Source organism: Noviluteimonas lactosilytica, from assembly GCF_020866925.1.
In the GTDB taxonomy this organism is placed as follows: Bacteria; Pseudomonadota; Gammaproteobacteria; order Xanthomonadales; family Xanthomonadaceae; genus Noviluteimonas; species Noviluteimonas lactosilytica.
The window spans coordinates 1,339,602-1,361,491 of record NZ_JAJGAK010000001.1 but is presented as its reverse complement, the minus strand read 5'-3'; the positions used below and the strand labels follow the sequence as shown (position 1 = coordinate 1,361,491).

Annotated in this window: 25 protein-coding genes; 19 read left to right on the top strand and 6 right to left on the bottom strand. The window is 66.5% G+C overall.

The features are described 5' to 3' along the window. The 4 genes from LK996_RS06595 (at position 1) to LK996_RS06580 (ending at position 4,915) form a co-directional block, all read left to right on the top strand. Positions 1 to 1,545 carry a phytoene desaturase family protein gene (locus tag LK996_RS06595; protein ID WP_230526326.1) on the top strand — a complete coding sequence of 515 codons (1,545 nt, stop codon included), beginning with the start codon at positions 1 to 3 and terminating at the stop codon, positions 1,543 to 1,545. Between the two features lie 19 nt (positions 1,546 to 1,564). After that, on the top strand, positions 1,565 to 2,152 hold the full coding sequence (locus LK996_RS06590; RefSeq protein ID WP_230526325.1) for a hypothetical protein: 588 nt from the start codon (positions 1,565 to 1,567) through the stop codon (positions 2,150 to 2,152). 79 nt (positions 2,153 to 2,231) lie between these two features. Then, positions 2,232 to 4,544 (top strand): RHS repeat-associated core domain-containing protein, encoded by a 2,313-nt coding sequence (locus LK996_RS06585; RefSeq protein ID WP_230526324.1) that lies wholly within the window; start codon positions 2,232 to 2,234, stop codon positions 4,542 to 4,544. Positions 4,545 to 4,564: 20 nt separating this feature from the next. After that, the gene (locus LK996_RS06580) at positions 4,565 to 4,915 is read left to right on the top strand and encodes a hypothetical protein (RefSeq protein ID WP_230526323.1); all 351 of its coding nucleotides are present in this window, start codon (positions 4,565 to 4,567) and stop codon (positions 4,913 to 4,915) included. A gap of 248 nt (positions 4,916 to 5,163) precedes the next feature. On the opposite strand, the gene LK996_RS06575 is transcribed toward LK996_RS06580, so the two are convergent. Further along, positions 5,164 to 5,652, bottom strand: coding sequence for a MarR family winged helix-turn-helix transcriptional regulator (locus LK996_RS06575; RefSeq protein WP_230526322.1), 489 nt, complete (start codon positions 5,650 to 5,652; stop codon positions 5,164 to 5,166). Positions 5,653 to 5,756: 104 nt separating this feature from the next. Here LK996_RS06575 and hppD point away from each other — a divergent pair, with 104 nt between their 5' ends. From hppD to LK996_RS06540, 7 genes are read left to right on the top strand one after another with little or no spacing between them, the layout of a single operon-like run. Further along, positions 5,757 to 6,824 (top strand): 4-hydroxyphenylpyruvate dioxygenase, encoded by a 1,068-nt coding sequence (gene hppD / locus LK996_RS06570; RefSeq protein ID WP_230526859.1) that lies wholly within the window; start codon positions 5,757 to 5,759, stop codon positions 6,822 to 6,824. A 50-nt stretch (positions 6,825 to 6,874) separates the two neighbouring features. Then, the gene (gene hmgA, locus LK996_RS06565; RefSeq protein WP_230526321.1) at positions 6,875 to 8,173 is read left to right on the top strand and encodes a homogentisate 1,2-dioxygenase; all 1,299 of its coding nucleotides are present in this window, start codon (positions 6,875 to 6,877) and stop codon (positions 8,171 to 8,173) included. A 46-nt stretch (positions 8,174 to 8,219) separates the two neighbouring features. Next, entirely contained in the window at positions 8,220 to 8,897 is a 678-nt protein-coding gene (locus LK996_RS06560) for a hypothetical protein (protein ID WP_230526320.1), read from the top strand. 41 nt (positions 8,898 to 8,938) lie between these two features. Next, a complete protein-coding gene (locus LK996_RS06555; RefSeq protein WP_230526319.1) occupies positions 8,939 to 9,898 on the top strand; it encodes a sodium:calcium antiporter in 960 nt (319 codons plus the stop codon). Between the two features lie 34 nt (positions 9,899 to 9,932). Then, the gene (gene nhaA / locus LK996_RS06550) at positions 9,933 to 11,153 is read left to right on the top strand and encodes a Na+/H+ antiporter NhaA (protein ID WP_230526318.1); all 1,221 of its coding nucleotides are present in this window, start codon (positions 9,933 to 9,935) and stop codon (positions 11,151 to 11,153) included. A gap of 1 nt (position 11,154) precedes the next feature. Beyond that, positions 11,155 to 12,018 carry an NAD-dependent epimerase/dehydratase family protein gene (locus LK996_RS06545; protein WP_230526317.1) on the top strand — a complete coding sequence of 288 codons (864 nt, stop codon included), beginning with the start codon at positions 11,155 to 11,157 and terminating at the stop codon, positions 12,016 to 12,018. Between the two features lie 23 nt (positions 12,019 to 12,041). Next, positions 12,042 to 12,455, top strand: coding sequence for a DUF5329 family protein (locus tag LK996_RS06540; protein ID WP_230526316.1), 414 nt, complete (start codon positions 12,042 to 12,044; stop codon positions 12,453 to 12,455). A 28-nt stretch (positions 12,456 to 12,483) separates the two neighbouring features. On the opposite strand, the gene LK996_RS06535 is transcribed toward LK996_RS06540, so the two are convergent. The 5 genes from LK996_RS06535 to LK996_RS06515 all read right to left on the bottom strand — a co-directional run bounded on the left by LK996_RS06535 (position 12,484) and on the right by LK996_RS06515 (position 16,089). Continuing rightward, complete coding sequence (locus tag LK996_RS06535; RefSeq protein ID WP_230526315.1) at positions 12,484 to 13,323, bottom strand: EAL domain-containing protein; 840 nt, start codon at positions 13,321 to 13,323, stop codon at positions 12,484 to 12,486. Next, a complete protein-coding gene (locus LK996_RS06530) occupies positions 13,320 to 13,634 on the bottom strand; it encodes a response regulator (RefSeq protein WP_230526314.1) in 315 nt (104 codons plus the stop codon). Before LK996_RS06530 ends, LK996_RS06535 begins: the two co-directional genes overlap by 4 nt. A 130-nt stretch (positions 13,635 to 13,764) precedes the next feature. After that, positions 13,765 to 14,682, bottom strand: coding sequence for a DMT family transporter (locus LK996_RS06525; RefSeq protein WP_230526313.1), 918 nt, complete (start codon positions 14,680 to 14,682; stop codon positions 13,765 to 13,767). Then, positions 14,679 to 15,164: an Mpo1 family 2-hydroxy fatty acid dioxygenase gene (locus LK996_RS06520; RefSeq protein WP_230526312.1), complete on the bottom strand. Its 486-nt coding sequence runs from the start codon at positions 15,162 to 15,164 to the stop codon at positions 14,679 to 14,681. Before LK996_RS06520 ends, LK996_RS06525 begins: the two co-directional genes overlap by 4 nt. Before the next feature lie 10 nt (positions 15,165 to 15,174). Further along, a complete protein-coding gene (locus tag LK996_RS06515; RefSeq protein WP_230526858.1) occupies positions 15,175 to 16,089 on the bottom strand; it encodes a phosphoribosylaminoimidazolesuccinocarboxamide synthase in 915 nt (304 codons plus the stop codon). Between the two features lie 80 nt (positions 16,090 to 16,169). Here LK996_RS06515 and LK996_RS06510 point away from each other — a divergent pair, with 80 nt between their 5' ends. The 8 genes from LK996_RS06510 to LK996_RS06475 all read left to right on the top strand — a co-directional run bounded on the left by LK996_RS06510 (position 16,170) and on the right by LK996_RS06475 (position 21,889). Beyond that, entirely contained in the window at positions 16,170 to 16,502 is a 333-nt protein-coding gene (locus tag LK996_RS06510; RefSeq protein ID WP_230526311.1) for a J domain-containing protein, read from the top strand. 19 nt (positions 16,503 to 16,521) lie between these two features. Beyond that, positions 16,522 to 17,196, top strand: a complete 675-nt coding sequence (rpe, locus tag LK996_RS06505; RefSeq protein WP_230526310.1) for a ribulose-phosphate 3-epimerase — start codon at positions 16,522 to 16,524, stop codon at positions 17,194 to 17,196. A gap of 126 nt (positions 17,197 to 17,322) precedes the next feature. Beyond that, positions 17,323 to 18,798: an anthranilate synthase component I gene (gene trpE, locus LK996_RS06500; protein ID WP_230526857.1), complete on the top strand. Its 1,476-nt coding sequence runs from the start codon at positions 17,323 to 17,325 to the stop codon at positions 18,796 to 18,798. Positions 18,799 to 18,937: 139 nt separating this feature from the next. Continuing rightward, a complete protein-coding gene (locus tag LK996_RS06495) occupies positions 18,938 to 19,588 on the top strand; it encodes an alternative oxidase (RefSeq protein WP_230526309.1) in 651 nt (216 codons plus the stop codon). A gap of 35 nt (positions 19,589 to 19,623) precedes the next feature. Beyond that, the gene (locus tag LK996_RS06490) at positions 19,624 to 20,130 is read left to right on the top strand and encodes a GNAT family N-acetyltransferase (RefSeq protein ID WP_230526308.1); all 507 of its coding nucleotides are present in this window, start codon (positions 19,624 to 19,626) and stop codon (positions 20,128 to 20,130) included. 126 nt (positions 20,131 to 20,256) lie between these two features. Beyond that, entirely contained in the window at positions 20,257 to 21,123 is an 867-nt protein-coding gene (locus LK996_RS06485; RefSeq protein WP_230526307.1) for an STAS domain-containing protein, read from the top strand. Positions 21,124 to 21,125: 2 nt separating this feature from the next. Then, positions 21,126 to 21,488 (top strand): STAS domain-containing protein, encoded by a 363-nt coding sequence (locus tag LK996_RS06480; RefSeq protein WP_230526306.1) that lies wholly within the window; start codon positions 21,126 to 21,128, stop codon positions 21,486 to 21,488. Beyond that, complete coding sequence (locus tag LK996_RS06475; RefSeq protein ID WP_230526305.1) at positions 21,485 to 21,889, top strand: anti-sigma regulatory factor; 405 nt, start codon at positions 21,485 to 21,487, stop codon at positions 21,887 to 21,889. Before LK996_RS06480 ends, LK996_RS06475 begins: the two co-directional genes overlap by 4 nt. Position 21,890 lies beyond the last annotated feature (1 nt).

Below are 21,890 nucleotides of genomic sequence, written 5' to 3'. Positions count from 1 at the left end.
ATGAGCGCGAACAAGACTTACGACATGCCTCAAAACAGCGTGATCGTCGTCGGCGCGGGCCACAACGGCCTCGTCGCCGCGAACTACCTGGCGAAGGCCGGCCGCAAGGTGCTGGTGCTCGAACGCCGCGACCGCGCGGGCGGCCAGCTGGCCGGCGATGTGTTCGACGGCGCCGCGTACGATCCGCTGCACGCCGGTGCGCAGTTGCGTCCCGACATCGTGCGCGACCTCGATCTCGCGCGGCACGGACTGACGCTCGGCGCGCCCGCTCCGTACGTATCGCTGTTGCCCGATGGTCGTCGCCTCGTGTTGTCGACCTCCGATGCCAACGCGACGCGCGAATCGATCCGCCAGTTCTCCGAGAGCGACGCGAAGCGCTGGCCCGAGTTCGTCGCCTTCATGGATCGCGCCGCCGCGTTCCTCGACGCCGCGTACGCCACGCCCATGCCGCGCCTTCCGCACATCGGCATGAAGGAAGGCTGGCCGCTCGCGAAGCTCGCGTGGACGCTGCGCAAGCTCGGTGGCAAGGACATGTTCCGCGTCATCCGCATGATGTCGATGTCGACCGTCGAGTTCACCGAAGAGTGGTTCGAGTCGCAGGAAGTGAAGGCCGCGATCGCGGCGGTCGGCGTCCACGGCTTCACGCTCGGCTCGATGTCGGCGGGCACCGGCTACACGCTGATGCACAACTGGCTCAATCGCGGCGGTCTCGCGCATCGCCCGATCGCGGGCGGCAGTGCGAAAGTCGCGGACGCGTTGGTCGCCGCGTTGAAGGCGAACGGCGGCGAACTGCGCACGTCGAGCGGCGTGCAACGCATCCTGGTCGAACGCTCGCGTGCGGTCGGCGTGCAACTCGAGAACGGCGAAGCAATCCGCGCAACCAACGTCTTCTCCGCAGCCGATCCGCGCAGCACGCTGCTCGGCCTTGTCGGCGCACCGGAACTGCCGACCGAATTCGTCTGGCACGTGCAGTCGATCAAGATGCGCGGCTCGGTCGCGAAGGTGCACCTGCGCACCGATGGTTCGCACGGCCTGCCCGCGGGCACGCTCGCGTTGGCGCCGACGCTCAAGGACATCGAGCGCGCGTACGACGCCGCGAAGTACGGCGAGATCGCGCAGCGTCCTTATCTCGAAGTCACGACAAGCGGCGCCACGAACGGCGGCGACGTCGTCTCGATCCACATGCAATCGGCGCCGTACAAGTTGCGCGGCGCAGAGTGGAGCGACGCTCGCGCCATCGTCGAACGCATCGCGACCGACACGCTCGCCGAACAGTTCCCGTCGCTCGAGGCGTCGATCCGCAGCGTCCGCACCATCACGCCGGCCGACCTCGAACGCGACTGGTCGCTCACCGAAGGCGACCTCAACCACGGCCAGCTGATCCTCGACCAGATGTTCTTCATGCGCCCGCTGCCGGGCTGGTCGAACCACGCCACCCCGATCGACGCGCTGCACCTGTGCGGCAGCGGCGTGCACGGCGGCGCGGGCATCAGCGGCGCGGCGGGCCGCAACGCAGCACGGCAGGTGTTGGCCGCGAAGGGATGAGGGACACGTTCGCCACGAGGTGAACGATCAGTTCGCCTACGTGATGGCGCCGGTGTCGATCATCGTCGGCCTGGCGCTCGCGCATATCCTGGCCGCGCTCGGCGTGGGCGTGAATCGCCTGCGCGGGCATGGCAAGCCGATCCGGCTCGAGGCGGTCTACCTGTTGTGGGTGGCCTACGTGTTCCTGTGGATCGTGTCGTTCTGGTGGTGGGAGTTCAAATTCCACGAGCTCGGCACGGTCTGGACGTTCGGCCTGTACCTGTTCGTGTTGCTGTACTCGATGTTGCTGTTCTTCATGGCGGTGGTGCTCGTGCCGCGCGGCATGAAGGACCTCGACGATTCGTACGTCTTCTTCATGGCCGGGCGGAAGTGGTTCTTCGCGATCCTGCTCGTCGCCGCCGTCGTGGATTTCGCCGATGCGCTGCTCAAGGGCCTGGACTGGGCGCTGCAGCCTTCGTACCTGATCTTCCTCGTCCTGTATGTCACCGCGTTCGTGATCGGCATGCGCGCGGAAAGCCGGCGCGTGCAATTGGTCGTCGCCGCGTTCGTCTTTTTCTACCAGGTGGCTTACAGCTGGGCGACGCTGTTCGTGCTCGGGAAGTGGTGAGGCCCGATAAGCGACCAATCCCGCCCCTGCAGGTGTATTCGATCGGCAGCATGCACGCACCTTTCATGCGCTTGCTGCCATGTCCGCCAACCTTCTGCTCGTTGCCGCATTCGTCGCGACCCAGGTCACTAGCTACGAATACGACGAACTCGGTCGCCTGATAGCCGAGCGTAGCGGGGCGGAAAAGAAACTCGTTGCGCGGTACGCATACGATGCCGACGGCCGCCGCACCGAAGTCACCAACGGCAAGGGCGAGACGACCAGGCTGACCTATGACGCGTTGGGTCGCGTGGCGACGTCGACGGACCCGATGGGTGGGGTCACGAAGTTCACCTACGACCCCGCGGATCGCGTTACCTCCGTAACCGACCCGCGCGGTTTAGTCACAACGTACAAGTACAACGGCTTCGGCGACCTGCTGGAACTCGACAGCCCCGATACCGGCAAGACGACGCACGTCTACAGCCCCGAGGGTCTCCGCGAACGCACGACCCGCAACGACGGCAGCACCCTCGTGTTCGACTATGACGGCGCCGGTCGCGTCACGAAGGTGACCGGCGGCGCAGACCAGCGCACGTTCGCCTATGACACGTGCGGCGCGGGCTTCCTGTGCGAAGCGAAGACCCTGCGCTCCGGGGTGTTGCAGGCCGCGACGCGCTTCACCTTCACCCCATACGGCCAAATGCTGACGCGCGTCGATACCGCCCAAGGCGTCGAAGACACGACGCGGTACCAGTACGACGCCTTCGGCCGCCTTGCGATGCTCACGTATCCCGGCGGTCTCTCGGTCGGCTACGGCTACACGCTCGGCCGCATCACCTCGATGACTGCGAGCCACGGCGGCACGACGCAAACCGTGCTGAGCGACGTGCGCTATCGCCCCTTCGGCGGACCGGAGAGCTGGACCTACGGTAATGGCTTGCAGCGCCGCTATGACGTCGATGACAACGGTCGCCTGTTCGGCATCAGCGCAACCGACATGACGGCGGGCAAGGTCAAGCAAAGCCTCACCTACGGCTTCGACGGCGCCGACCGCATCAACGCGATCACCAACGGCGCGGGCCCGCCGACCACGCAGACCTTCGGCTACGACGCCAATGGACGGCTCGCTTCAGACGCGATCAGCCAGCAGAGCGGCCATGCGCTCGCCTTTGACGCGAACGGCAACCGCACGCGCCACACCTGGGGCGGTGGCACCGAGCAGCACGCGATCGACCCGCACAGTAATCGCCTGCTGGCGATCAGCGGCACATCGAATCCCGCCCGGCACCACGTCTACGACTACGACCTGCGTGGCAATCGCATCAGCGACACGACCAGCGGCGTGACCACGCAGTTCGCCTACGACGCGTTCAACCGCATCAAGCAGGTGTCGCGACCGAAGGACGTGGAGGTCTGCGAGCAATACGGCACATGCCGAACGCTCGAAGCTGGGACTACCACGTACGCCGTCAACGCACTCGACCAGCGCGTAGCAAAGTCAGGCCTGAGCGGCGCGACACGCTTCGTCTTCGGCGACCAGACGCGATTGCTGGCCGAGCATGGAACGAGTGGATGGACCCACTACGTGTGGTTCGGTGGTGAGTTGGTGTCGATGTTGACGCCGAGCAACAGCACGATCCTCACCTGGTACGAAGACCTGCCGATCACGTTGAGCCACCCGGGTTTGAAGTACGTGCACAACGACCATCTGGGGCGGCCCGAAGTCGTGACCAGCGGATACAAGGTGGATCTGTGGCGCGCCCGCAACTATGCGTTCGATCGCAACGTTTCGCTGGATCTGATCGGAGGGCTGAACCTCGGATTCTCGGGCCAGCACTACGACGCTGAAAGCGATCTCTGGTCAAACGGATTCCGGACATTGGATCTGAAGGCCGGGCGATATACCCAGCCCGATCCTCTGGGCATGGTGGCAGGAGTCAATCCGTATGCTTATGTCGAAGGCAACCCCGTAAACGCAATCGACCCTCTCGGGTTGGAGACCTGCCTTCTGACAACAATAGGCCCCGGCGGCATCCGCGATCACGCGGCGATCTACACGTCCCGCGGGGACGGCGGAGGCCCTGCGCTTTATGACCCGGCAGGATCGTTTGCTGCTGCGAATGGCGGCGGGAGCGGAGAGATCGTCGTTGGGGAGGCAGCATCCAAGGCTGCATTTGCTGCACACCACCGAAGTCAGACGGTCGAATCGACCTGCAAGGATACTTCTGCTGCAGAGGAATCCAGAATCATCAATCGTGCGATGCAGCTCGCCGACACATACGGCATCACGCCCGCAGGCGATTGCGCGATTCGTTCCTCCGATGTACTGAACGGGCTGCCGTCATTCCCGAACGTCGAGTCGGGCACCTTTTGGCCAGGGAACCTCCTGCGGCAGATAAAAGGACCATGATCCCATCGGCGACTACAAACATGATTGTCCTGTTGCTGGGATGGCTCGGTCTCTTCGGAATTGGCGCAATTCCAATCAGATCATGGACGATCGCCAAACACGCATGGGGCGCAGCGAGGCATCGTCGCCGGCTGCTGGCTGCGCTCTTGCTTCTACCTATGGTCGTGATGATCCCGATCGATTTGGAAATTGCTATTCGAGTTCATCGCTGTCTCGCGTCGCAGTATTGTGGACCAAGTGTCGCGAGCGGATGGCTGTATCTCGCATTTTTGGGCTTGGCGTATGCGGTCTTTGAAATCGCGTTCTTAGGAGTTCTGATCACCAAACGCATCAAGCACCACCGCATGCGCCTTGGCGAATCGAGCTCTTGAAGGATGTGGGTCCACCCACTCGTTCCGGCCAGCAATCGCGTCTGGTCGCCGAAGACAAAGCGTGTTGCGCCGTTCGCGCCTGACTTTGCGAGCACAGATGTCGAGTCCGGCAAGCTTGACTCATCTCCTGCAGAGAAGTTGCCAGAAATGACCGTGCGGGCGAGATGCCCATTGGATGCAGATGCCTTCAGCCTCTTGGCGCCATCGCTTATCGAATGCACCAGGTGTGATCTCAAGTCACCGGACGATCACTCCAGCATCGCCGGCAAGCCTTCGTTCGCCAGCTTGTCGATGATGCGTTCGAGCTGCTTGCGTTCTTCCGGGTCGAGCGTCGCGAGCAGCTTGCGTTCGCGACCGAGGGCGAGCGGCACGATCTCGTCGTAGATCGCATAGCCCGCTTCGCTGAGCGTCAGCACGGAGCGGCGACGATCGTCGCCGTGCATCTCGCGCGTGATCAGGCCGCGCTCGAGCAGGTGCGCGACCGCGCGGCTCACCGCAACCTTGTCCATCGCCGTGCGTTCGGCCACCGCGTTCGCGCTCAGCGCGGGGAAGCGGCCGAGGACCGCGATCACGCGCCATTCGGTGATGCCGAACCCGAAGCGCGCCTGGTAAAGCCTGGCGATCGCCTGGCTGATCTGGTTGGACAGCACGCTCAGGCGATAGGGCAGGAACCGGTCAAGATCCAGTTCGGCGTGGTCGTGGCCTTCGTGGCCCGGCTGGTCGGCGGCGGCGTTCATTCGCAACATCCCGAGGGGTATGGTTTCACCTGAAACTATGGAGGTGTAGGATGGCGCTTTCCCCCGCAAAACAGAATGCCATGAACGCCCAGCCCAACCTCGGCATGCAGGTCACCACCTTCGAGAACCCGATGGGGATCGACGGCTTCGAGTTCGTCGAGTTCGCCGCGCCCGAAGGGCAGGGCGAATTGCTGCACGACTATTTCCGCCGCATGGGCTTCACTGCCGTGCTTCGCCACAAGACGCGCGCGCTGACCGTGTATCGCCAGGGCGGCGTCAATTTCCTCGTGAACGAGGATCCGGATTCGTTCGCCGCCGATTTCGCGAAGGCCCACGGCCCGTCCGCGTGCGGCTTCGCGATCCGCTTCAAGAAGCCCGCCGACGAAGTCTGCAAGACGGTGCTCGGCAACGGCGGCGAAGCGATCACGCACAAGGCCGGCAGCAAGGCGGTCGATGCGCCGGTGGTGAAGGGCATCGGCGATTGCATGCTGTACCTCATCGACAAGTACGGCAGCAAGGGCTCGATTTACGAAGACTTCCTGCCGGTGCAGGGCGCCGACCAGGACCCGAAGGGTTTCGGTCTCACCTTCATCGACCATCTCACGCACAACCTCTACTTCGGCAACATGCAGAAGTGGTCGGATTACTACGAGCGCCTGTTCAACTTCCGCGAGATCCGCTACTTCGACATCAAGGGCGCGAAGACGGGCTTGGTGTCGAAGGCGATGACCGCGCCGGACGGCATCGTGCGCATTCCGCTCAACGAATCGAACGATCCGAAGTCGCAGATCAACGAATACCTCGACGCGTACAAGGGCGAGGGCATCCAGCACATCGCGTGCTTCACCGACGACATCTACGAAACGGTCGAAGCGATGCGCGCGCAGGGCGTCCAGTTCCTCGACACGCCGGACACCTACTTCGACGTGATCGACCAGCGCGTGCCGAACCACGGCGAAGACGTGCCGCGCTTGGCGCGCAACAAGATCCTGATCGACGCCGACCCGGAGACCAAGCAGCGCAAGCTGCTGCAGATCTTCACCCAGAACGCGATCGGCCCGATCTTCTTCGAGATCATCCAGCGCAAGGGCAACGAAGGCTTCGGCGAAGGCAACTTCCAGGCGCTGTTCGAGAGCATCGAACGCGACCAGATGCGCCGCGGGGTGCTTTGAGGCCGGGATTGGGGATTCGGGATTCGGGATTCGTAGAAGCGGGAGCGCGCGTGATCGAGTCGACGGGGTATCAGTCGGGGTTTGCGAATGAGTTCGCGACGGAAGGCGTCGCGGGGGCGTTGCCTGTCGGGCGCAACTCGCCGCAGAAGGTCGCGCATGGGTTGTATGCGGAGCAGGTGAGCGGCACCGCGTTCACTGCGCCGCGTCGCGAGAATCGCCGCAGCTGGCTGTATCGCATGCGGCCCGCGGCGATGCATGGGACGTTCGCGCCGTTTGCGCAGCCCAACTTCCACAACGACTTCGACAACGGCCCGATCACGCCCGATCAGCTGCGCTGGAGTCCGCTGCCGCTGCCGGCCGCGCCGACGGATTTCATCGAAGGCCTCTTCACGATGGCGGGCAACGGCTCGCCCGCGGGGCAGCACGGTGTCGGCATCCACCTGTACGCGGCGAACCGCGACATGGACGGGCGCTACTTCTACGACGCCGACGGCGAACTGCTGATCGTGCCGCAGCAGGGCCGCCTGCATATCGAAACCGAACTCGGCGTGCTCGACGTCGCGCCGCAGGAAATCGCGATCGTGCCGCGCGGCATCCGCTTCCGCGTCGCGTTGCCGGATGGCGCGTCGCGCGGTTACGTGTGCGAGAACTTCGGCGCGTTGATGCGCCTGCCCGATCTCGGTCCGATCGGCAGCAACGGGCTGGCCAATCCGCGCGATTTCCTCACGCCCAACGCGGCGTACGAAGACCGCGAAGGCGACTTCGAACTGATCGCGAAATTCCAGGGCCACTTGTGGCGCGCGTCGATCGGCCACTCGCCGCTCGACGTCGTCGCGTGGCACGGCAACTACGCGCCGTGCAAGTACGACCTGCGCCACTTCAACACGATCGGTTCGATTTCCTACGATCATCCCGATCCGTCGATCTTCACCGTGCTCACCTCGCCGAGCGACACGCCCGGCACGGCGAACCTGGACTTCGTGGTGTTCCCGCCGCGCTGGCTCGTCGCGCAGGATACGTTCCGCCCGCCGTGGTTCCATCGCAACGTCGCGAGCGAGTTCATGGGCCTGGTCACGGGCGTGTACGACGCGAAGGCCGAAGGCTTCGCGCCCGGCGGCGCGTCGCTGCACAACTGCATGAGCGGGCACGGGCCGGATGCGGCGACGTTCGACAAGGCGTCGAACGCCGACCTGTCGAAGCCCGACGTCATCAAGGACACGATGGCCTTCATGTTCGAGACGCGCGCGGTGATCCGTCCGACCGCGCAGGCGATCGACGCCGCGCATCGCCAGCGCGACTACCAGGATTGCTGGAAGGGCCTGAAGAAGCACTTCGTGTCGCCGCGTTGACGCCTTCGCGCTAGGCTGGCGCGCATTCGCCCCCCGAGGAACACGAATGCGCGCTTCCCTCACGATCTCCGTGCTGTCGCTTGCCCTCGCCTGCAGCGCCTGCACCGGCCGCGATGCGGCGAACGACACCACCGTGCCCACGACCGCCACGGCCACCACGACTGAAGCGGTCACGCCGCCGGCGATGTCGACGATGGTCCCCGCGTCTCCGACGACACCGGCCGCGCCTGCCACGGTCGCCGCACCCGCCGCGCCCGGCGGCGTCATGCCCGCCGAGGGCGCGATCACCTTCGCCGGCTTCGGCCCCGCGCACTGGGGCGCGAGCGAGGAACAGGTCCGGCAGGCCTGGGGCAAGGACATGGAAGGCGCACCGTCGGAACCGAACGGGTGCTTCTACCTGTTCCCCGAACCGCGCACCGATGCGGGCTATCGCTTCGCCTTCATGATCGAAAGCAGCAAGTTCAACCGCATCGACGTGCGCACGCCCGATATCGCCGCGCCCGGCGGCGGCAAGGTCGGCATGGACAAGGCCGAGCTGCATCGCCTCTATCCGGGCCTGGCCGAGCAACGCGACAAGTACGACGAACACGCGCTCAACCTGCGCGGCACCGATCCGCAGGGCGGGCCGGGCGTGGTGGTGTTCGACGTCGACGCCTCCGGCAAGGCGACCGAATGGCGCATCGGCGTGCCCCCGCAGGTCGACTACGTCGAGGGCTGCTCCTGACGCGCTAGACTCCCGCCGGCACAACGCAACGGAGCGCGACGATGCTGGAGACCTGGGGGATGTTCCTGCTCGGGCTGTTGTTCCTGATGCTCGGCGGCGATTCGGTGGTGAAGGGCGCGTCGGGCCTGGCGCGGCATTACGGGTTGTCGCCGTTCGTGGCGGGCCTGGTGCTGGTCGCGTTCGCGACGTCGATCCCCGAACTCGTGGTCAACGGTCGCGCCGCATTCGTCGGCGCGCAATCGCTCGCGCTCGGCAACGCGGTCGGCAGCAATCTCGTCAATTTCGGCCTGACGCTCGGGCTCGCCGCGATCGGCGCGACGGGTGCGCTCGTCGTGCGCTGGCGGGTGCTTTCGCCGCTGTTGGTGTGCTTCATCGTGCTTGGCATCGCGACGATCGGGCTCGGGCTCGATGACGTGTTGTCGCGCATCGATGGCATGTTGTTGCTGCTCGCCTTCGTCGCGGTCGTCGCATTCGCGCTCGCGCGCTCGCGCAGCGACACCGAAGAAGTGCACAAGGTGCTGTCCGACTACACCGAAACGCGCGGCGGGCTCGGTCTCAACGCCGCGCGCCTGGTGATCTCGGCGGTCGTGTTGTTCTTCGGCGCGAAGTGGATCGTGCAATCGGCGCCGACGGTCGGCGCATCGATGGGCATGGGTCCGTTGCTCACGGGCCTGGTGCCCGTCGCGATCGGCACCGCGTTGCCGGAAATCGCCGCGGCCGTGCTCGCTGCGCGACGCGGGCAGGGTGAACTCGTCGCCGGTCACGTCATCGGATCGAGCCTGTGCAACCTGACGCTGGTGCTGGGCGGCATGGCGACCTTTCGCGCGTTGCCGCTGCCGGCCTCGTTCGTGAAGTTCGAACTGCCCGCGGCCATCGCCTTCGCCATCGCGCTCTACCCGATGCTGCGCGGCGACCTGCGCATCAGCCGCATCGAAGGCGGAATCCTCGTCGCAGCGTACGCGGCATGGCTCGTCTTCGTACTGGCGTCGGGCGCGCACTGATCGTCGCGTGCGCCCGCGCCTTTAGAATTCGCGCATGACGCAGCCACAGCCCAAGCTCTATCCGCGCGCGATCCGCGCGTTCGCCGAATTCTTCCGCCTCGAAGCCGCGGGCGGCATCGTGCTGATCCTCGCGGCGGCGTTCGCGCTGATTTGCGTGAACTCGCCGTTGTCCGCGCAGTACAAGCTGCTGCTCGACCTGCCGGTCGCGGTCACCGTCGGCCCCCTCGGCATCGACAAGCCTGCACTGCTGTGGGTCAACGACGGCCTGATGGCGGTGTTCTTCCTGCTCGTCGCGCTGGAGATCAAGCGCGAACTGGTGGGCGGCCAGCTGCAGACGCGCCAGCAGCGGATCCTGCCGATGGTGTGCGCGGTGGCGGGCACGGTCGTGCCGGCGCTGATCTTCACCGCCTTCAACCATGGCGACAAAGAGGCCATGCGCGGCTGGGCGATCCCGACCGCCACCGACATCGCGTTCGCGCTCGGCGTGCTCGCGCTGCTCGGCTCGCGCGTGCCGATCGGCATGAAGGTACTACTGTCGACGATCGCCGTCGTCGACGACCTGCTCGCGATCATCGTCATCGCGGTGTTCTATTCGCACGAGATGTCGTACGTCGCGCTCGGCGCTGCGTTCGCCATGCTCGCGGCGATGTTCGTGCTCAAGCAGTTCGGCGTGAAGTCGCTCGTGCCGTACCTGGTGCTCGGCATCGTGCTGTGGATCTGCATGGTGAAGTCGGGCGTGCACGCAACGCTCGCGGGCGTGGCGACGGGCCTGCTGATCCCGCACGTCGACAAGCGCAACAAGATCGACGACGCGATCGAGTACTCGCCGCTGGAAACGCTCGAACACCAACTGCATCCGTGGGTCGCCTTCGGCATCCTGCCGGTGTTCGCGTTCTTCAACGCGGGGCTCGAACTCGGCAACCTGCAACTGTCGCAGGCGCTGGCGGCATTGCCGTTCGGCGTCGCGGTCGGCCTGCTGGCGGGCAAGCCCATCGGCATCGTCGGCACGGCCATAACCCTGCGCGCGCTGGGCTGGGCGCGCTATCCGGAAGGCATGGACCATCGCGCGATGCTGGGCCTGGGGTTCCTGTGCGGCATCGGTTTCACGATGAGCCTGTTCATCGCCTCGCTCGCCTACATCGATCCGGTGTTGTACGAGGAAGCGGTGCTCGGCATCTTCGTCGCATCGGTGCTGGCCGCGCTGACCGGCCTGGCGTGGTTGCGCGCGGTGCTGCCCGCGCGCGCGGCGGCCTGACGTGCGGCACGCACTCGTTTTCGGCGCGACCGGACAGATCGGCGCGCCGCTGGTCGACAGGTTGCACGACGCGGGCTGGAGAGTCACCGCGGCTTCGCGCGAACGCCAGCGCGACCAGCCCGGGCTCGCGTGGATCCAGGTCGCGTTGCCCGATTACACGGCGAACGTCCCGCGCGATGCGGACGTGATCTTCAGTTGCGGTCCGCTCGACAACTTCGCGCAGTGGTACGAGAAGTCGACGATCGATTGCCCGCGCGTGATCGCATTCGGTTCGACCACCATCGAAGTGAAGCGCGGTTCCGCCGACAAGCAGGAGCGCGACGTCGCCGAGCGCCTGCGCGAAAGCGAGCAGCGCCTGTTCGACGCGGCCAGCGCGCGCAACGCGCAGGCGACGATGCTGCGCCCGACGCTGATCTACGGCGCGGGCCGCGACCAGTCGCTCATGCGGATCGCATCGCTCGCGCGGCAATGGGGCCGGTTCGTCCTGCCGCGCAATGCGAACGGCCTGCGCGAACCCGTCCACGTGCACGACCTCGCCGCCGCCGCGTTCGACGCGTGCGATGCGCCGAACACCGCCGGCAAGGCGTACGCGCTGCCCGGCGGCGAACGCGTGCCGTATCGCGAGATGGTGCAGCGCGTGCTGGCGGTGCTCGACCCGCCGCCGACGCTGATCGAAGTGCCCGCGCCCCTCTTCGCCCTCGCGCTGCTGGGCGGGCGCGCGATGGGGAAGATCGGCGGCTTCGGCGACGCCGCGGTCGCGCGCATGCGCGCCGACCTCGTCTTCGACGCGACGCCCGCGCGCAACGATTTCGGCTATGCACCGCGGCCGTTCCGTCCGACCGCGTCGATGTTCATCGAGCGTTGAGCGGCGCGACGCAGACTGCCGGCATGCGTCCATCGCCGCTCCTCTGCGCCACCCTCGTCGCAGCGTCGTTCGCGGTTTACCCGATCGCAACGCCTGCCGCGACCCAGGCGAGTGCACCCCCGACGCCCATGGTCGCGAGCAAGCGCACGCCCGCCGCGGAGATCGACGCCCTCATCGACAAGGTCGCGCACGCAAAGGGTGTCGTCTTCATCCGCAACGGCACCGAGCACACCGCGACCGAAGCGGCGCAGCATCTCGCGCGGAAGCGCAAGGCCGCGGGCGATCGCATCAAGACGCCGGAGCAGTTCATCGACAAGCTCGGTTCGCGTTCTTCGATGACCGGGAAGTCGTATCGCGTTCGCTTGCCCGATGGTCGCGAGATGGACAGCGCGACGTGGATGACGGGGTTGCTGGAAGAAGTCCGCGCGACGCGCTGACGGCAATCGTCGCCGAGGGCGCCTGCACTCAGGCCCGATGCGCCATCCACGTAGCAAGCGCTTCGGCCGCCATCGGCCGCGCGTAGTGATATCCCTGCGCGTACCGGCAGCCGAGTTCGCGCAGCATGCGCGCGTCGTCCGCCGTTTCCACGCCTTCGGCCACCACGTCCTGGTGCAGCGCGTCGCCGAGCGCAATGGCCGATCGCAGCATCGCGCGGCCCGCGTCGTTGCGTGAGGCCGCCATGACGAACTGGCGGTCGATCTTCAGCTCGGTGCTCGGCAGCTGCATGAGGAACTGCATCGTCGCCGCGCCCGTGCCGTAGTCGTCGATGGCGATCCGGAAGCCGCGGAAGCGCAGGCGGATCAGGGTTTCGAGCACCGACGGCAGGTCGTCGATGAGGTGCGTCTCGGTCACTTCGAACGTGAACCGCGCGGGGTCGTCGCCGGCGTCGAGCACGATCGCGTGCATGCGGTCGACGATCGCGATGTCGCGCAGGTTGTGCATCGACACGTTGCAGGCCACGGGAAGGTCGATGCCCGCGCGCAGCAGCGTCGCGCGATCGCGCACGGCGAGCGCGAGGACGCGCAGGCTCACTTCGTCGATGAGTCCGCAGTCTTCCGCGACGCGCACGACTTGCTCCGGCGAGACGACGCCGGCCAAGGGGTCGCGCCAGCGTAGCAGCGCCTCTGCGCCGACCGGTCGTTCGTCCGACAAGTCGACCTTCGGTTGATACGCCAACGCGATCGCGTCGCCCGACAGACCCGCGCGGAGACCTCCACGATCGAGTTGCGACGGCGTCGGGGGCTGCCGGATCTCCGTCGGTGGGCGCCACGCTGCGAGCAACGGGAAGATCCCTTCGTGCGTCACGGGCTTGACAACGTGCCGAGGATCGTCAGCGTCTTGGCTTCCGCGAACTGCCGCGCCGCCTCGAGGATGCGGGGGTCTTCGCCGCTGAACAGGATGATGGACGGATGCGCGGGAAGCGCGGCGACGTGCGCAAGCAGGCGCAGCCCATCCATTCCAGGCATGTTGAGATCGCAGACCAGAATGTCGAACGACGACGCGGAGAGCCGGCCGAGCGCCGTTGCGCCATCGGTCGCGACGTCGACGCCACGCACGCCGAGATCGCGCAGCACGATGGACACGACTTCGACCATGAGGTGGTCGTCGTCGACCACGAGCGTTCGCAGCGTCGAAATGTGAGGCGACCCGCCCATGGCGACGCACCCTCGCACGACCGGCGGGATGACCCGCCAGGACGCGACGATAACAGTTGCGCCATCGCGCGATCGTGCGATCCGACCAGCGTCAGATGTCTTCGGCGACCGGCAGTGCGCGCAGCTTCTGCAACGCCCGCATCGCGATGATCAGCACGCCGCCGAGCACCATCGCGCCGCCGATCCACAGCCTCGGTCCGGGATGATCGCCCCAATACAACATGCCCAGCACGACCGCGCCCATCGGCGCGAGCAGCAGCCACGGCGTGACCTGCGCGACCGGATGCCGCTGCACGAGCACGTAGTACAACCCGTGGCCGAGCATCGAGGCGAACACCGCCGAATACACCGCGCCGCCCCAGCCGATCCACGTCGCGTCGCGCAGCGCCTGCAGGCCGCCGGGTTCGAACACCGCACTCAGCGCAAGCAGGGGCACGATGCTCAGGATCGCGGTCCAGCCCTGCTGGCTGATCATGTCGACGCCGCTCAGGCGTCGCATCAACACCGTGCCGATCGCGAGGAACGCCGCCGAGATCAGCATCAGCACCAGCGACATCGGCGAGTCGAGCACGATCGGGTCGAAGCCCAGCACGAGCACGCCGGCGAAACTGATCGCGATCGCCACGCCCGTGCGCCAGCCGAACCGTTCGCCGAGCCACCACCACGCGAGCAGCGCGGCCATCGGCACGTAGCTCTGCATCACGATCGCGGGCGAAGCGAGATCGCCCGCGAGGCGCAGCGCCCAGAAACTCAATCCGAAGTGCGCGACGCCGTTGCACAACGCCACCGCGACCAGGCGCGGCCATTGGCCTTCCGGCGGGCGCTTCACGAACGCGAACAAGGCAATCGCGAGGATCGACAACCGCACCGCGGTGAACAGCAGCGGGGGAATCTCGCGCAGCGCGTACGCCGATGTCAGGAAGTTGCCCGACCACGCCAGGCAGATGATCAGCACCAGCACGAGGTCGCGCCCGCGCAGGCCGCCGCCCGCGCGCGCGGCGGTGTTCACCACGCGATACCCAGCTTGCGCAGGCCCTTGGCCAGCACCCAGGCGGGACCGATCAACAGGTAGGTGAGATCGGTGAGGAAGCTCGGCTTGCGGCCTTCGATCTTGTGGCCGACGAACTGCGCGATCCACGCGACGACGAACACCGCGATCGCGAGCGTGAGCAACGTGCGCGTGCCGTACGTGGCGTGCAGCCACCAGGTGAGCACCGACATCGCGAAGAACACCGCGAGCATGCCGAACCCCAGCACGCGCGATGCGCGGACGTAGTACGCGCTCGCCGCGACCATCGCGAGGGCCGCGAAGATCCCCGGCTTGAACCAGCCGCCCGGCGGCACCGGGATGCACCACAGCAGCGCGATCACGCTCCACAGGATCGCCGGCACCGCGACGACGTGGATGCGCTGGTTGATCGCGTTCCGATGATCGCCGGAGTAGCTAGCGAACCAGCGGTCGATCGGACGCATGTCGGCGGTCGCGTGCATGGCGTGGCTTTCAGTCGACGGAAATGCCGGCGAGGCGTTGCAGCGCTTCGGCGTACTTCGCGCCCGTGCGCTCGATGACGTCTCCAGGCAGGCGCGGGCCCGGCGGCGTCTTGTTCCAGCCGATCTGCTCGAGGTAATCGCGCACGAACTGCTTGTCGTAGCTGGGCGGGCTGATGCCGACCTGGTATTCGTCGGCGGGCCAGTAACGCGAGGAGTCGGGCGTCAGCATCTCGTCCATGACGTAGAGGCGGCCGTCTTCGTCGGTGCCGAATTCGAACTTGGTATCGGCGAGGATGATGCCGCGCGCCGCCGCGTGGTCGCGTGCGTACGCGTACAGGCGGAGCGTCGCGTCGCGCACCTGTTCGGCGAGCTCGGCGCCGACGACGCGCACCATCGTGTCGAAGTCGATGTTCTCGTCGTGGTCGCCGACGGCGGCCTTGGTCGACGGCGTGAAGATCGGCTGCGGCAATTGTTCGGCCTGGCGCAGGCCGTCGGGCAGCGCGATGCCGCTGACGCGACCGGTGCGCTGGTAATCCTTCCAGCCGCTGCCGATGAGATAGCCGCGCGCGATCGCTTCGACCGGCACCGGCTTGAGTTTCTTCGTCACCACCGCGCGCTTCGCATACAGCGACGCATCGACGCCCGCGGGCAGCACGCTCGCGACATCCACGCCCGTCAGGTGGTTCGGCATCAGGCCGCTGGTGCGGTCGAACCAGAAGTTGCTGATCTGGCAGAGCATCTCGCCCTTGCCCGGGATCGGGTCGGGCAGCACGACGTCGAACGCGGAGAGACGATCGGTCGCGACGATCAGCAGCCGGTTGTCCGGCAGCTCGAACACGTCGCGCACCTTGCCGCGATGCCGCAGCGGCAACCCGGGCAGGTCGGCCTGGAGGAGGGAGGGGCGGGGGGACTTCGTTTCTTGCATCGCCACGCGGCCACTGTCTGTCGAGCAGGGCGGCGTAGTGTACGCCGGCCCCGGGCGCAGCGCCTGTAGACTTCCCACCCATGCGCTGGTACGGAAAATTGTTGGGGGCCTTCGCGGGGGCAGCCTTGCTGCGCTCCAACCCCCTGCTCGGGCTGCTGATCGGCCTGCTCATCGGCCATGCGCTCGACCGCGACTGGTTCCGCGGCCCGAAGGAGGACCCCTACGCGGCCCTCGGCCTGACCGAAGAGGCCAGCGACAGCGAGGTCGACCTCGCCTATCGCCGCCTGATCGCGCAATACCACCCCGATCGCGTCGCGGGCGCGGCCACCGAGATCCAGCGCCAGGCCGAAACCCGCGCCCGCGAGATCAACACCGCCTACGACCGCATCAAGACGCTGCGCAAGCGTCGCTGACCCACACCGGACCCCCGACATGCAAAGCACCGTCATCGCGCCCTCCATCCTCTCGGCCAATTTCGCGAAGCTCGGCGAGGAGGTCGACAACGTCCTGCGCGCCGGCGCCGACTGGGTCCACTTCGACGTGATGGACAACCACTACGTGCCGAACCTGACCATCGGCCCGCTCGTGTGCGAAGCGCTGCGCAATCACGGCGTGACCGCACCGATCGACGTGCATCTGATGGTCGAACCGGTGGACCGCATCGTCCCCGACTTCGCCAAGGCCGGCGCGACCATGATCTCCTTCCACCCGGAGGCCAGCCGCCACGTGCATCGCACGGTGCAGTTGATCAAGTCGCACGGTTGCCAGGCGGGCCTCGTGCTCAATCCCGCGACGCCGGTCGAAGCGCTCGACTACGTGCTGGAAGAACTCGACATGGTGCTGCTGATGTCGGTGAACCCGGGCTTCGGCGGCCAGGCGTTCATCGCCTCGGCGCTCGACAAGCTGCGCGTGGTCCGCGAGCGCATCGACAACAGCGGTCGCAAGATCCGCCTGGAAATCGACGGCGGCGTGAAGCCCGACAACATCGCGGAGATCGCGGCGGCGGGCGCGGATACGTTCGTCGCGGGTTCGGCGATCTTCGGCCAGCCCGATTACGCCGACGTGGTGAAGCGCATGAAAGACGCCGTCGCGGCGGTGCGCAGGTAATTTCGACTTCTGAAAAGAGAAGGCCGACGCCTTGCGGCATCGGCCTCGTGGAAGCAATCCCGCTTCCGTCCGTCGTCCTTGCGATGGCCTTCGATTCTCCCGACCTTGCGTGACAACCGCGTGACCATTTCCCACGAACAGTTCCAGCAATACGCGGAAGAAGGCTTCACCCGCATCCCCGTCGTGCGCGAAGTCCTGTCGGATCTCGATACGCCGTTGTCGGTGTACCTCAAGCTCGCGGATGGCCCGCACACCTACCTGTTCGAGTCGGTGGAAGGCGGCGAACGCTTCGGTCGTTATTCGATCATCGGCCTGCCCGCGAAGCGCGTGTACGCGTTCGCCGGCAGCACGTTCTACGCGACCGAACTCGGCGAACTCGTCGAGTTCCGCGAGATCGACGATCCCTTCGCCGAAGTCGAGCGCCTGCGCGCCGAGCACCGGGTACCGGAAATCGCGGGGCTCCCCGGGTTCACTGGCGGGCTCGTCGGCTGGTTCGGTTTCGAATGCGTGCAATACATCGAGCCGCGCCTGAAGACGGGCGAAGAGAAGCCGGACGAACTCGGCACGCCCGACATCCTGCTGATGCTCAGCGAAGAACTCGCGGTGTTCGACAACCTCAAGGGCCGGCTGTACCTGATCGTGCACGCCGATCCACGCGAACCGCAGGCGTGGGCGAAGGCGAACCGCCGCCTCGATGCACTGACGCATCGCCTGCGCCATGCCGGCGCGAGCTATCCGGAAACGCTGGTGCCCGCCGCGCTCGACGAATCGCACTTCGTCTCCGGCTTCACGCGCGAAGGCTTCATCGACGCGGTGGAGAAGAGCAAGGACCTGATCCGCGCGGGCGACATCTTCCAGGTCGTGTTGTCGCAGCGCCTGTCGGTGCCGTTCCAGGCGCGGCCGGTCGACGTGTACCGCGCCTTGCGCGCGCTGAACCCGTCGCCGTACATGTATTTCCTCGACGTGGGCGGTACGCAGGTCGTGGGCTCGTCGCCGGAGATCCTCGTGCGCCTGCAGGGCGGCGAAATCACCGTGCGCCCGATCGCCGGCACGCGTCCGCGCGGACGCACGCAGGAAGAAGACCTCGCGCTCGAAGCCGAGCTGCTCGCCGATCCGAAGGAACGCGCGGAACACCTGATGCTGATCGACCTCGGCCGCAACGACGTGGGCCGCGTCGCGAAGCCCGGCACCGTCGAAGTCGGCGAACAGTTCGTGATCGAGCGCTACAGCCACGTCATGCACATCGTCAGCGAAGTGACTGGCACGTTGCAGGATGGCCTGTCGTATGCCGACGTGCTGCGCGCGACCTTCCCCGCCGGCACCGTCAGCGGCGCGCCGAAAGTGCGCGCGCTCGAAGTGATCCGCGACCTCGAACCGATCCGCCGCAACGTCTACTCCGGCGCCGTCGGCTACATCGGCTGGCACGGCGACGCCGACACCGCGATCGCCATCCGCACCGCCGTCATCCAGGACGGCCGCCTGCACGTGCAAGCCGGCGCAGGCATCGTCCACGACTCCGATCCGCAGAAGGAATGGGAGGAGACGATGAACAAGGGGCGTGCGTTGTTCCGTGCGGTGGCGGAGGCGGCGAAGGGTTTGTAGAAATCCAGGCAACACAGTAGGTCGCCCGACGCACGACTGAATGGTTCATCCTGCCGACGCCAGGTTGATCCAGGTCAAGGCTGCGGCCGGGAGGCGGGAACACCATGGCGTCGAACAAAAAGCCCCCATGAGAGCCCCCATGAACACCCTCATCGCCCCCGTCGCAGAAACGCCCGTCGACTACGAGCTCGACACCCACCGCAACACGCGCGATTGGTCCGACCGCGTCGCCTATGGCATCACGCGCGGCCTGCGCTTCCTCGCCGACACGTTCTTCGCCAAGCGCTACGGCAATCGCGCGATCGTGCTCGAAACGGTCGCCGCGGTGCCGGGCATGGTCGGCGCTGCGTTCATCCACCTGCGCTGCCTGCGCTGGATGAAGCACGACCACGGCTGGATCCGCGCGCTGATGCAGGAAGCGGAGAACGAACGCATGCACCTGATGACGTTCATCGAGATCGCGAAGCCGAACCTGCTGGAGCGCGTGCTGGTGCTCTTCGCGCAGGCCGCGTTCTTCGCCTTCTTCCTGCTGCTGTACGTCGTGTCCGCGCGCACCGCGCACCGCCTCGTCGGCTACTTCGAGGAACAGGCGGTCGTCAGCTACACGCAGTACCTGGAGGAGATCGACGCCGGGCGCGTCGAGAACGTGCCCGCGCCGGCGATCGCGAAGGCGTACTGGCAGCTCGCCGACAACGCGCGCCTGCGCGACGTCGTACTCGCGGTGCGCGCCGACGAAGCGGGCCACCGCGACGTGAACCACGGCTTCGCGGACGAACTGCGCCCGGCGTGAGGAATGCGCGGGTGCGCGGCGAGTAACATCACCACATGCGCACTCCTGCCATCGTGACGCTTCGCGACGCAACGCCCGACGATGTCGCGCTGTTGCGTCGCTGGGACGACGAACCCCACGTCGTCGAATCCGATCCCAACGACGATTGGGAATGGGAAACCGAGCTGCACAAGCACCCCGCGTGGCGCGAGCAACTGATCGCCGAAGTCGACGGCCGTGCGATCGGCTTCGTGCAGATCATCGATCCCGCGCTCGAAGCGTCGCACTACTGGGGCGACGCCGAACCCGACCTGCGCGCGATCGACATCTGGATCGGCGAAGCCGATGCATTGGGGCAGGGATACGGCACCGCGATGATGCAGCAGGCGATCGCGCGCTGCTTCGCCGATCCGCGCGTGTCCGCGATCCTGATCGATCCGCTCGCATCGAACGAGCGCGCGCATCGCTTTTACCGACGACTCGGGTTTCGCGTGGTCGGGCCCCGCACATTCGGCCTCGACGACTGCCTGGTGCATCGGCTCGACCGCGTCGATCGGACCTGATCGGCGCAACGCGCGCGCGTAGCGTTCAGCGCGTGAAGAACGAGTGAAAAACCCTTGTAAATCAACCTCTTCCATTGCGCGCGACGCGGCCCCATGATGCCGCTCTCAATCAGGGGAAGACAATCCATGGCCGTTCTTCAACAGCGCACCATCGACGCTGTCCGCAACAACGAGCAATCGCTCCTCGCGCGCTGGACGCAGAACCTCGAGACCGCGGGCGCGACGCGCGACGCACGCATCAGCATGCAGGAACTGAACCAGCAGGCGCGGGAATTCCTGCGACTGCTCGTCGCCGCGTCCGTCACTGCCGATGCGGCGAAGATCGACGCACCGGAATGGAGCGACACGCGCGCCTTCCTCGAGAACCTCTCGCGCAGCCGCGCGTTGCAGGGGTTCGATTCGCAGCACACCGCCAACTTCATCTTCTCGCTCAAGCGCGCGCTGTTCGAGCAGATGCAGTCCGAATACGCCGAGTCGCCGAAGGACCTCGCCGACCAGGTCTGGGTGGTGTCCGAGATGCTCGATGCGCTCGGCATGCACACGGTGCGTACGTTCCAGAAGGCGCGCGAGGATGTCATCGTGCGCCAGCAGGAAGACCTGCTGGAGCTGTCGACGCCGGTGGTCAAGCTGTGGGACGGCGTGCTCGCGCTGCCCATGATCGGCACGCTCGATTCGCAGCGTACGCAGGTGGTGATGGAATCGCTGCTCGAACGCATCATCGAGACCGGCTCGGAAATCGCGATCATCGACATCACCGGCGTGCCGACCGTCGACACGCTCGTGGCGCAGCACCTGCTCAAGACCGTCACCGCGATCCGCCTGATGGGCGCGGACTGCATCATCAGCGGCGTGCGTCCGCAGATCGCGCAGACGATCGTGCACCTCGGCCTCGACCTGCAGGGCATCGTGACCAAGGCGAACCTCGCCGACGCGCTCGCGCTGGCGCTCAAGCGTCTGGAGTTCACCGTCGTCAAGGCGCGCCAGGCCGCCTGATCATGGAGCGCATTCCCATCCTGCGAATGGGCGAGTTCCTGCTCGTCACCATCCAGGTCGACATGCACGACCAGCTTGCGCTGGCGCTGCAGGAAGACCTGGCCGAACGCATCCGCAAGACACAGGCGCGCGGCGTCCTCATCGACATTTCGTCGCTGGAGATCGTCGACTCGTTCATCGGTCGCATGATCAGCACGATCGCCGGACTGTCGAAGATCATGGACGCGCAGACGGTGCTCGTCGGCATGCAACCGGCGGTCGCGATCACGCTGGTGGAACTGGGCCTGTCGCTGCCGGGCGTCGCCACTGCGCTCGACGCCGAGCGCGGCATGGCGTTGTTGCGCCGGCGGTCGACGACGGCATGAACGCACCCGCCAGCGGCACCCAGGACGTGATGGTGGAACAGGATGTCGTGGTCGCGCGGCAGACCGTGCGCAAGCTCGCGTTGCAGTGCGGCCTGCGCCTGGTCGACCAGACCAAGCTGATCACCGCCGCGAGCGAACTCGCGCGCAACGCCGTCATCTACGGCGGCGGCGGGCACATGGACTGGGCGATCGTGCAGAACGGCGTGCGCGCGGGCCTGCGCCTGACCTTCCGCGACGAAGGCCCGGGCATCCCCGACCTCAAGCTCGCGATGACCGATGGCTGGACGTCGGGCAACGGCCTCGGCCTGGGGCTGACCGGCACGCGGCGCCTGGTCGACGAGTTCGATATCGACAGCGCGCCGGGCCAGGGCACGCGCGTCACCATCACCAAGTGGGCCTGAG

Excerpts from the sequence above, each read along its gene's own strand:
- LK996_RS06595 (WP_230526326.1), top strand. The coding sequence starts at position 1 with ATGAGCGCGAACAAGACTTACGACATGCCTCAAAACAGCGTGATCGTC.
- LK996_RS06585 (WP_230526324.1), top strand. The coding sequence starts at position 2,232 with ATGTCCGCCAACCTTCTGCTCGTTGCCGCATTCGTCGCGACCCAGGTC.
- LK996_RS06580 (WP_230526323.1), top strand. The coding sequence starts at position 4,565 with ATGATTGTCCTGTTGCTGGGATGGCTCGGTCTCTTCGGAATTGGCGCA.
- LK996_RS06575 (WP_230526322.1), bottom strand. The coding sequence starts at position 5,652 with ATGAACGCCGCCGCCGACCAGCCGGGCCACGAAGGCCACGACCACGCC.
- hppD (WP_230526859.1), top strand. The coding sequence starts at position 5,757 with ATGCAGGTCACCACCTTCGAGAACCCGATGGGGATCGACGGCTTCGAG.
- LK996_RS06560 (WP_230526320.1), top strand. The coding sequence starts at position 8,220 with ATGCGCGCTTCCCTCACGATCTCCGTGCTGTCGCTTGCCCTCGCCTGC.
- LK996_RS06555 (WP_230526319.1), top strand. The coding sequence starts at position 8,939 with ATGCTGGAGACCTGGGGGATGTTCCTGCTCGGGCTGTTGTTCCTGATG.
- nhaA (WP_230526318.1), top strand. The coding sequence starts at position 9,933 with ATGACGCAGCCACAGCCCAAGCTCTATCCGCGCGCGATCCGCGCGTTC.
- LK996_RS06540 (WP_230526316.1), top strand. The coding sequence starts at position 12,042 with ATGCGTCCATCGCCGCTCCTCTGCGCCACCCTCGTCGCAGCGTCGTTC.
- LK996_RS06520 (WP_230526312.1), bottom strand. The coding sequence starts at position 15,164 with ATGCACGCGACCGCCGACATGCGTCCGATCGACCGCTGGTTCGCTAGC.
- LK996_RS06515 (WP_230526858.1), bottom strand. The coding sequence starts at position 16,089 with ATGCAAGAAACGAAGTCCCCCCGCCCCTCCCTCCTCCAGGCCGACCTG.
- LK996_RS06510 (WP_230526311.1), top strand. The coding sequence starts at position 16,170 with ATGCGCTGGTACGGAAAATTGTTGGGGGCCTTCGCGGGGGCAGCCTTG.
- rpe (WP_230526310.1), top strand. The coding sequence starts at position 16,522 with ATGCAAAGCACCGTCATCGCGCCCTCCATCCTCTCGGCCAATTTCGCG.
- LK996_RS06495 (WP_230526309.1), top strand. The coding sequence starts at position 18,938 with ATGAACACCCTCATCGCCCCCGTCGCAGAAACGCCCGTCGACTACGAG.
- LK996_RS06490 (WP_230526308.1), top strand. The coding sequence starts at position 19,624 with ATGCGCACTCCTGCCATCGTGACGCTTCGCGACGCAACGCCCGACGAT.
- LK996_RS06485 (WP_230526307.1), top strand. The coding sequence starts at position 20,257 with ATGGCCGTTCTTCAACAGCGCACCATCGACGCTGTCCGCAACAACGAG.
- LK996_RS06480 (WP_230526306.1), top strand. The coding sequence starts at position 21,126 with ATGGAGCGCATTCCCATCCTGCGAATGGGCGAGTTCCTGCTCGTCACC.
- LK996_RS06475 (WP_230526305.1), top strand. The coding sequence starts at position 21,485 with ATGAACGCACCCGCCAGCGGCACCCAGGACGTGATGGTGGAACAGGAT.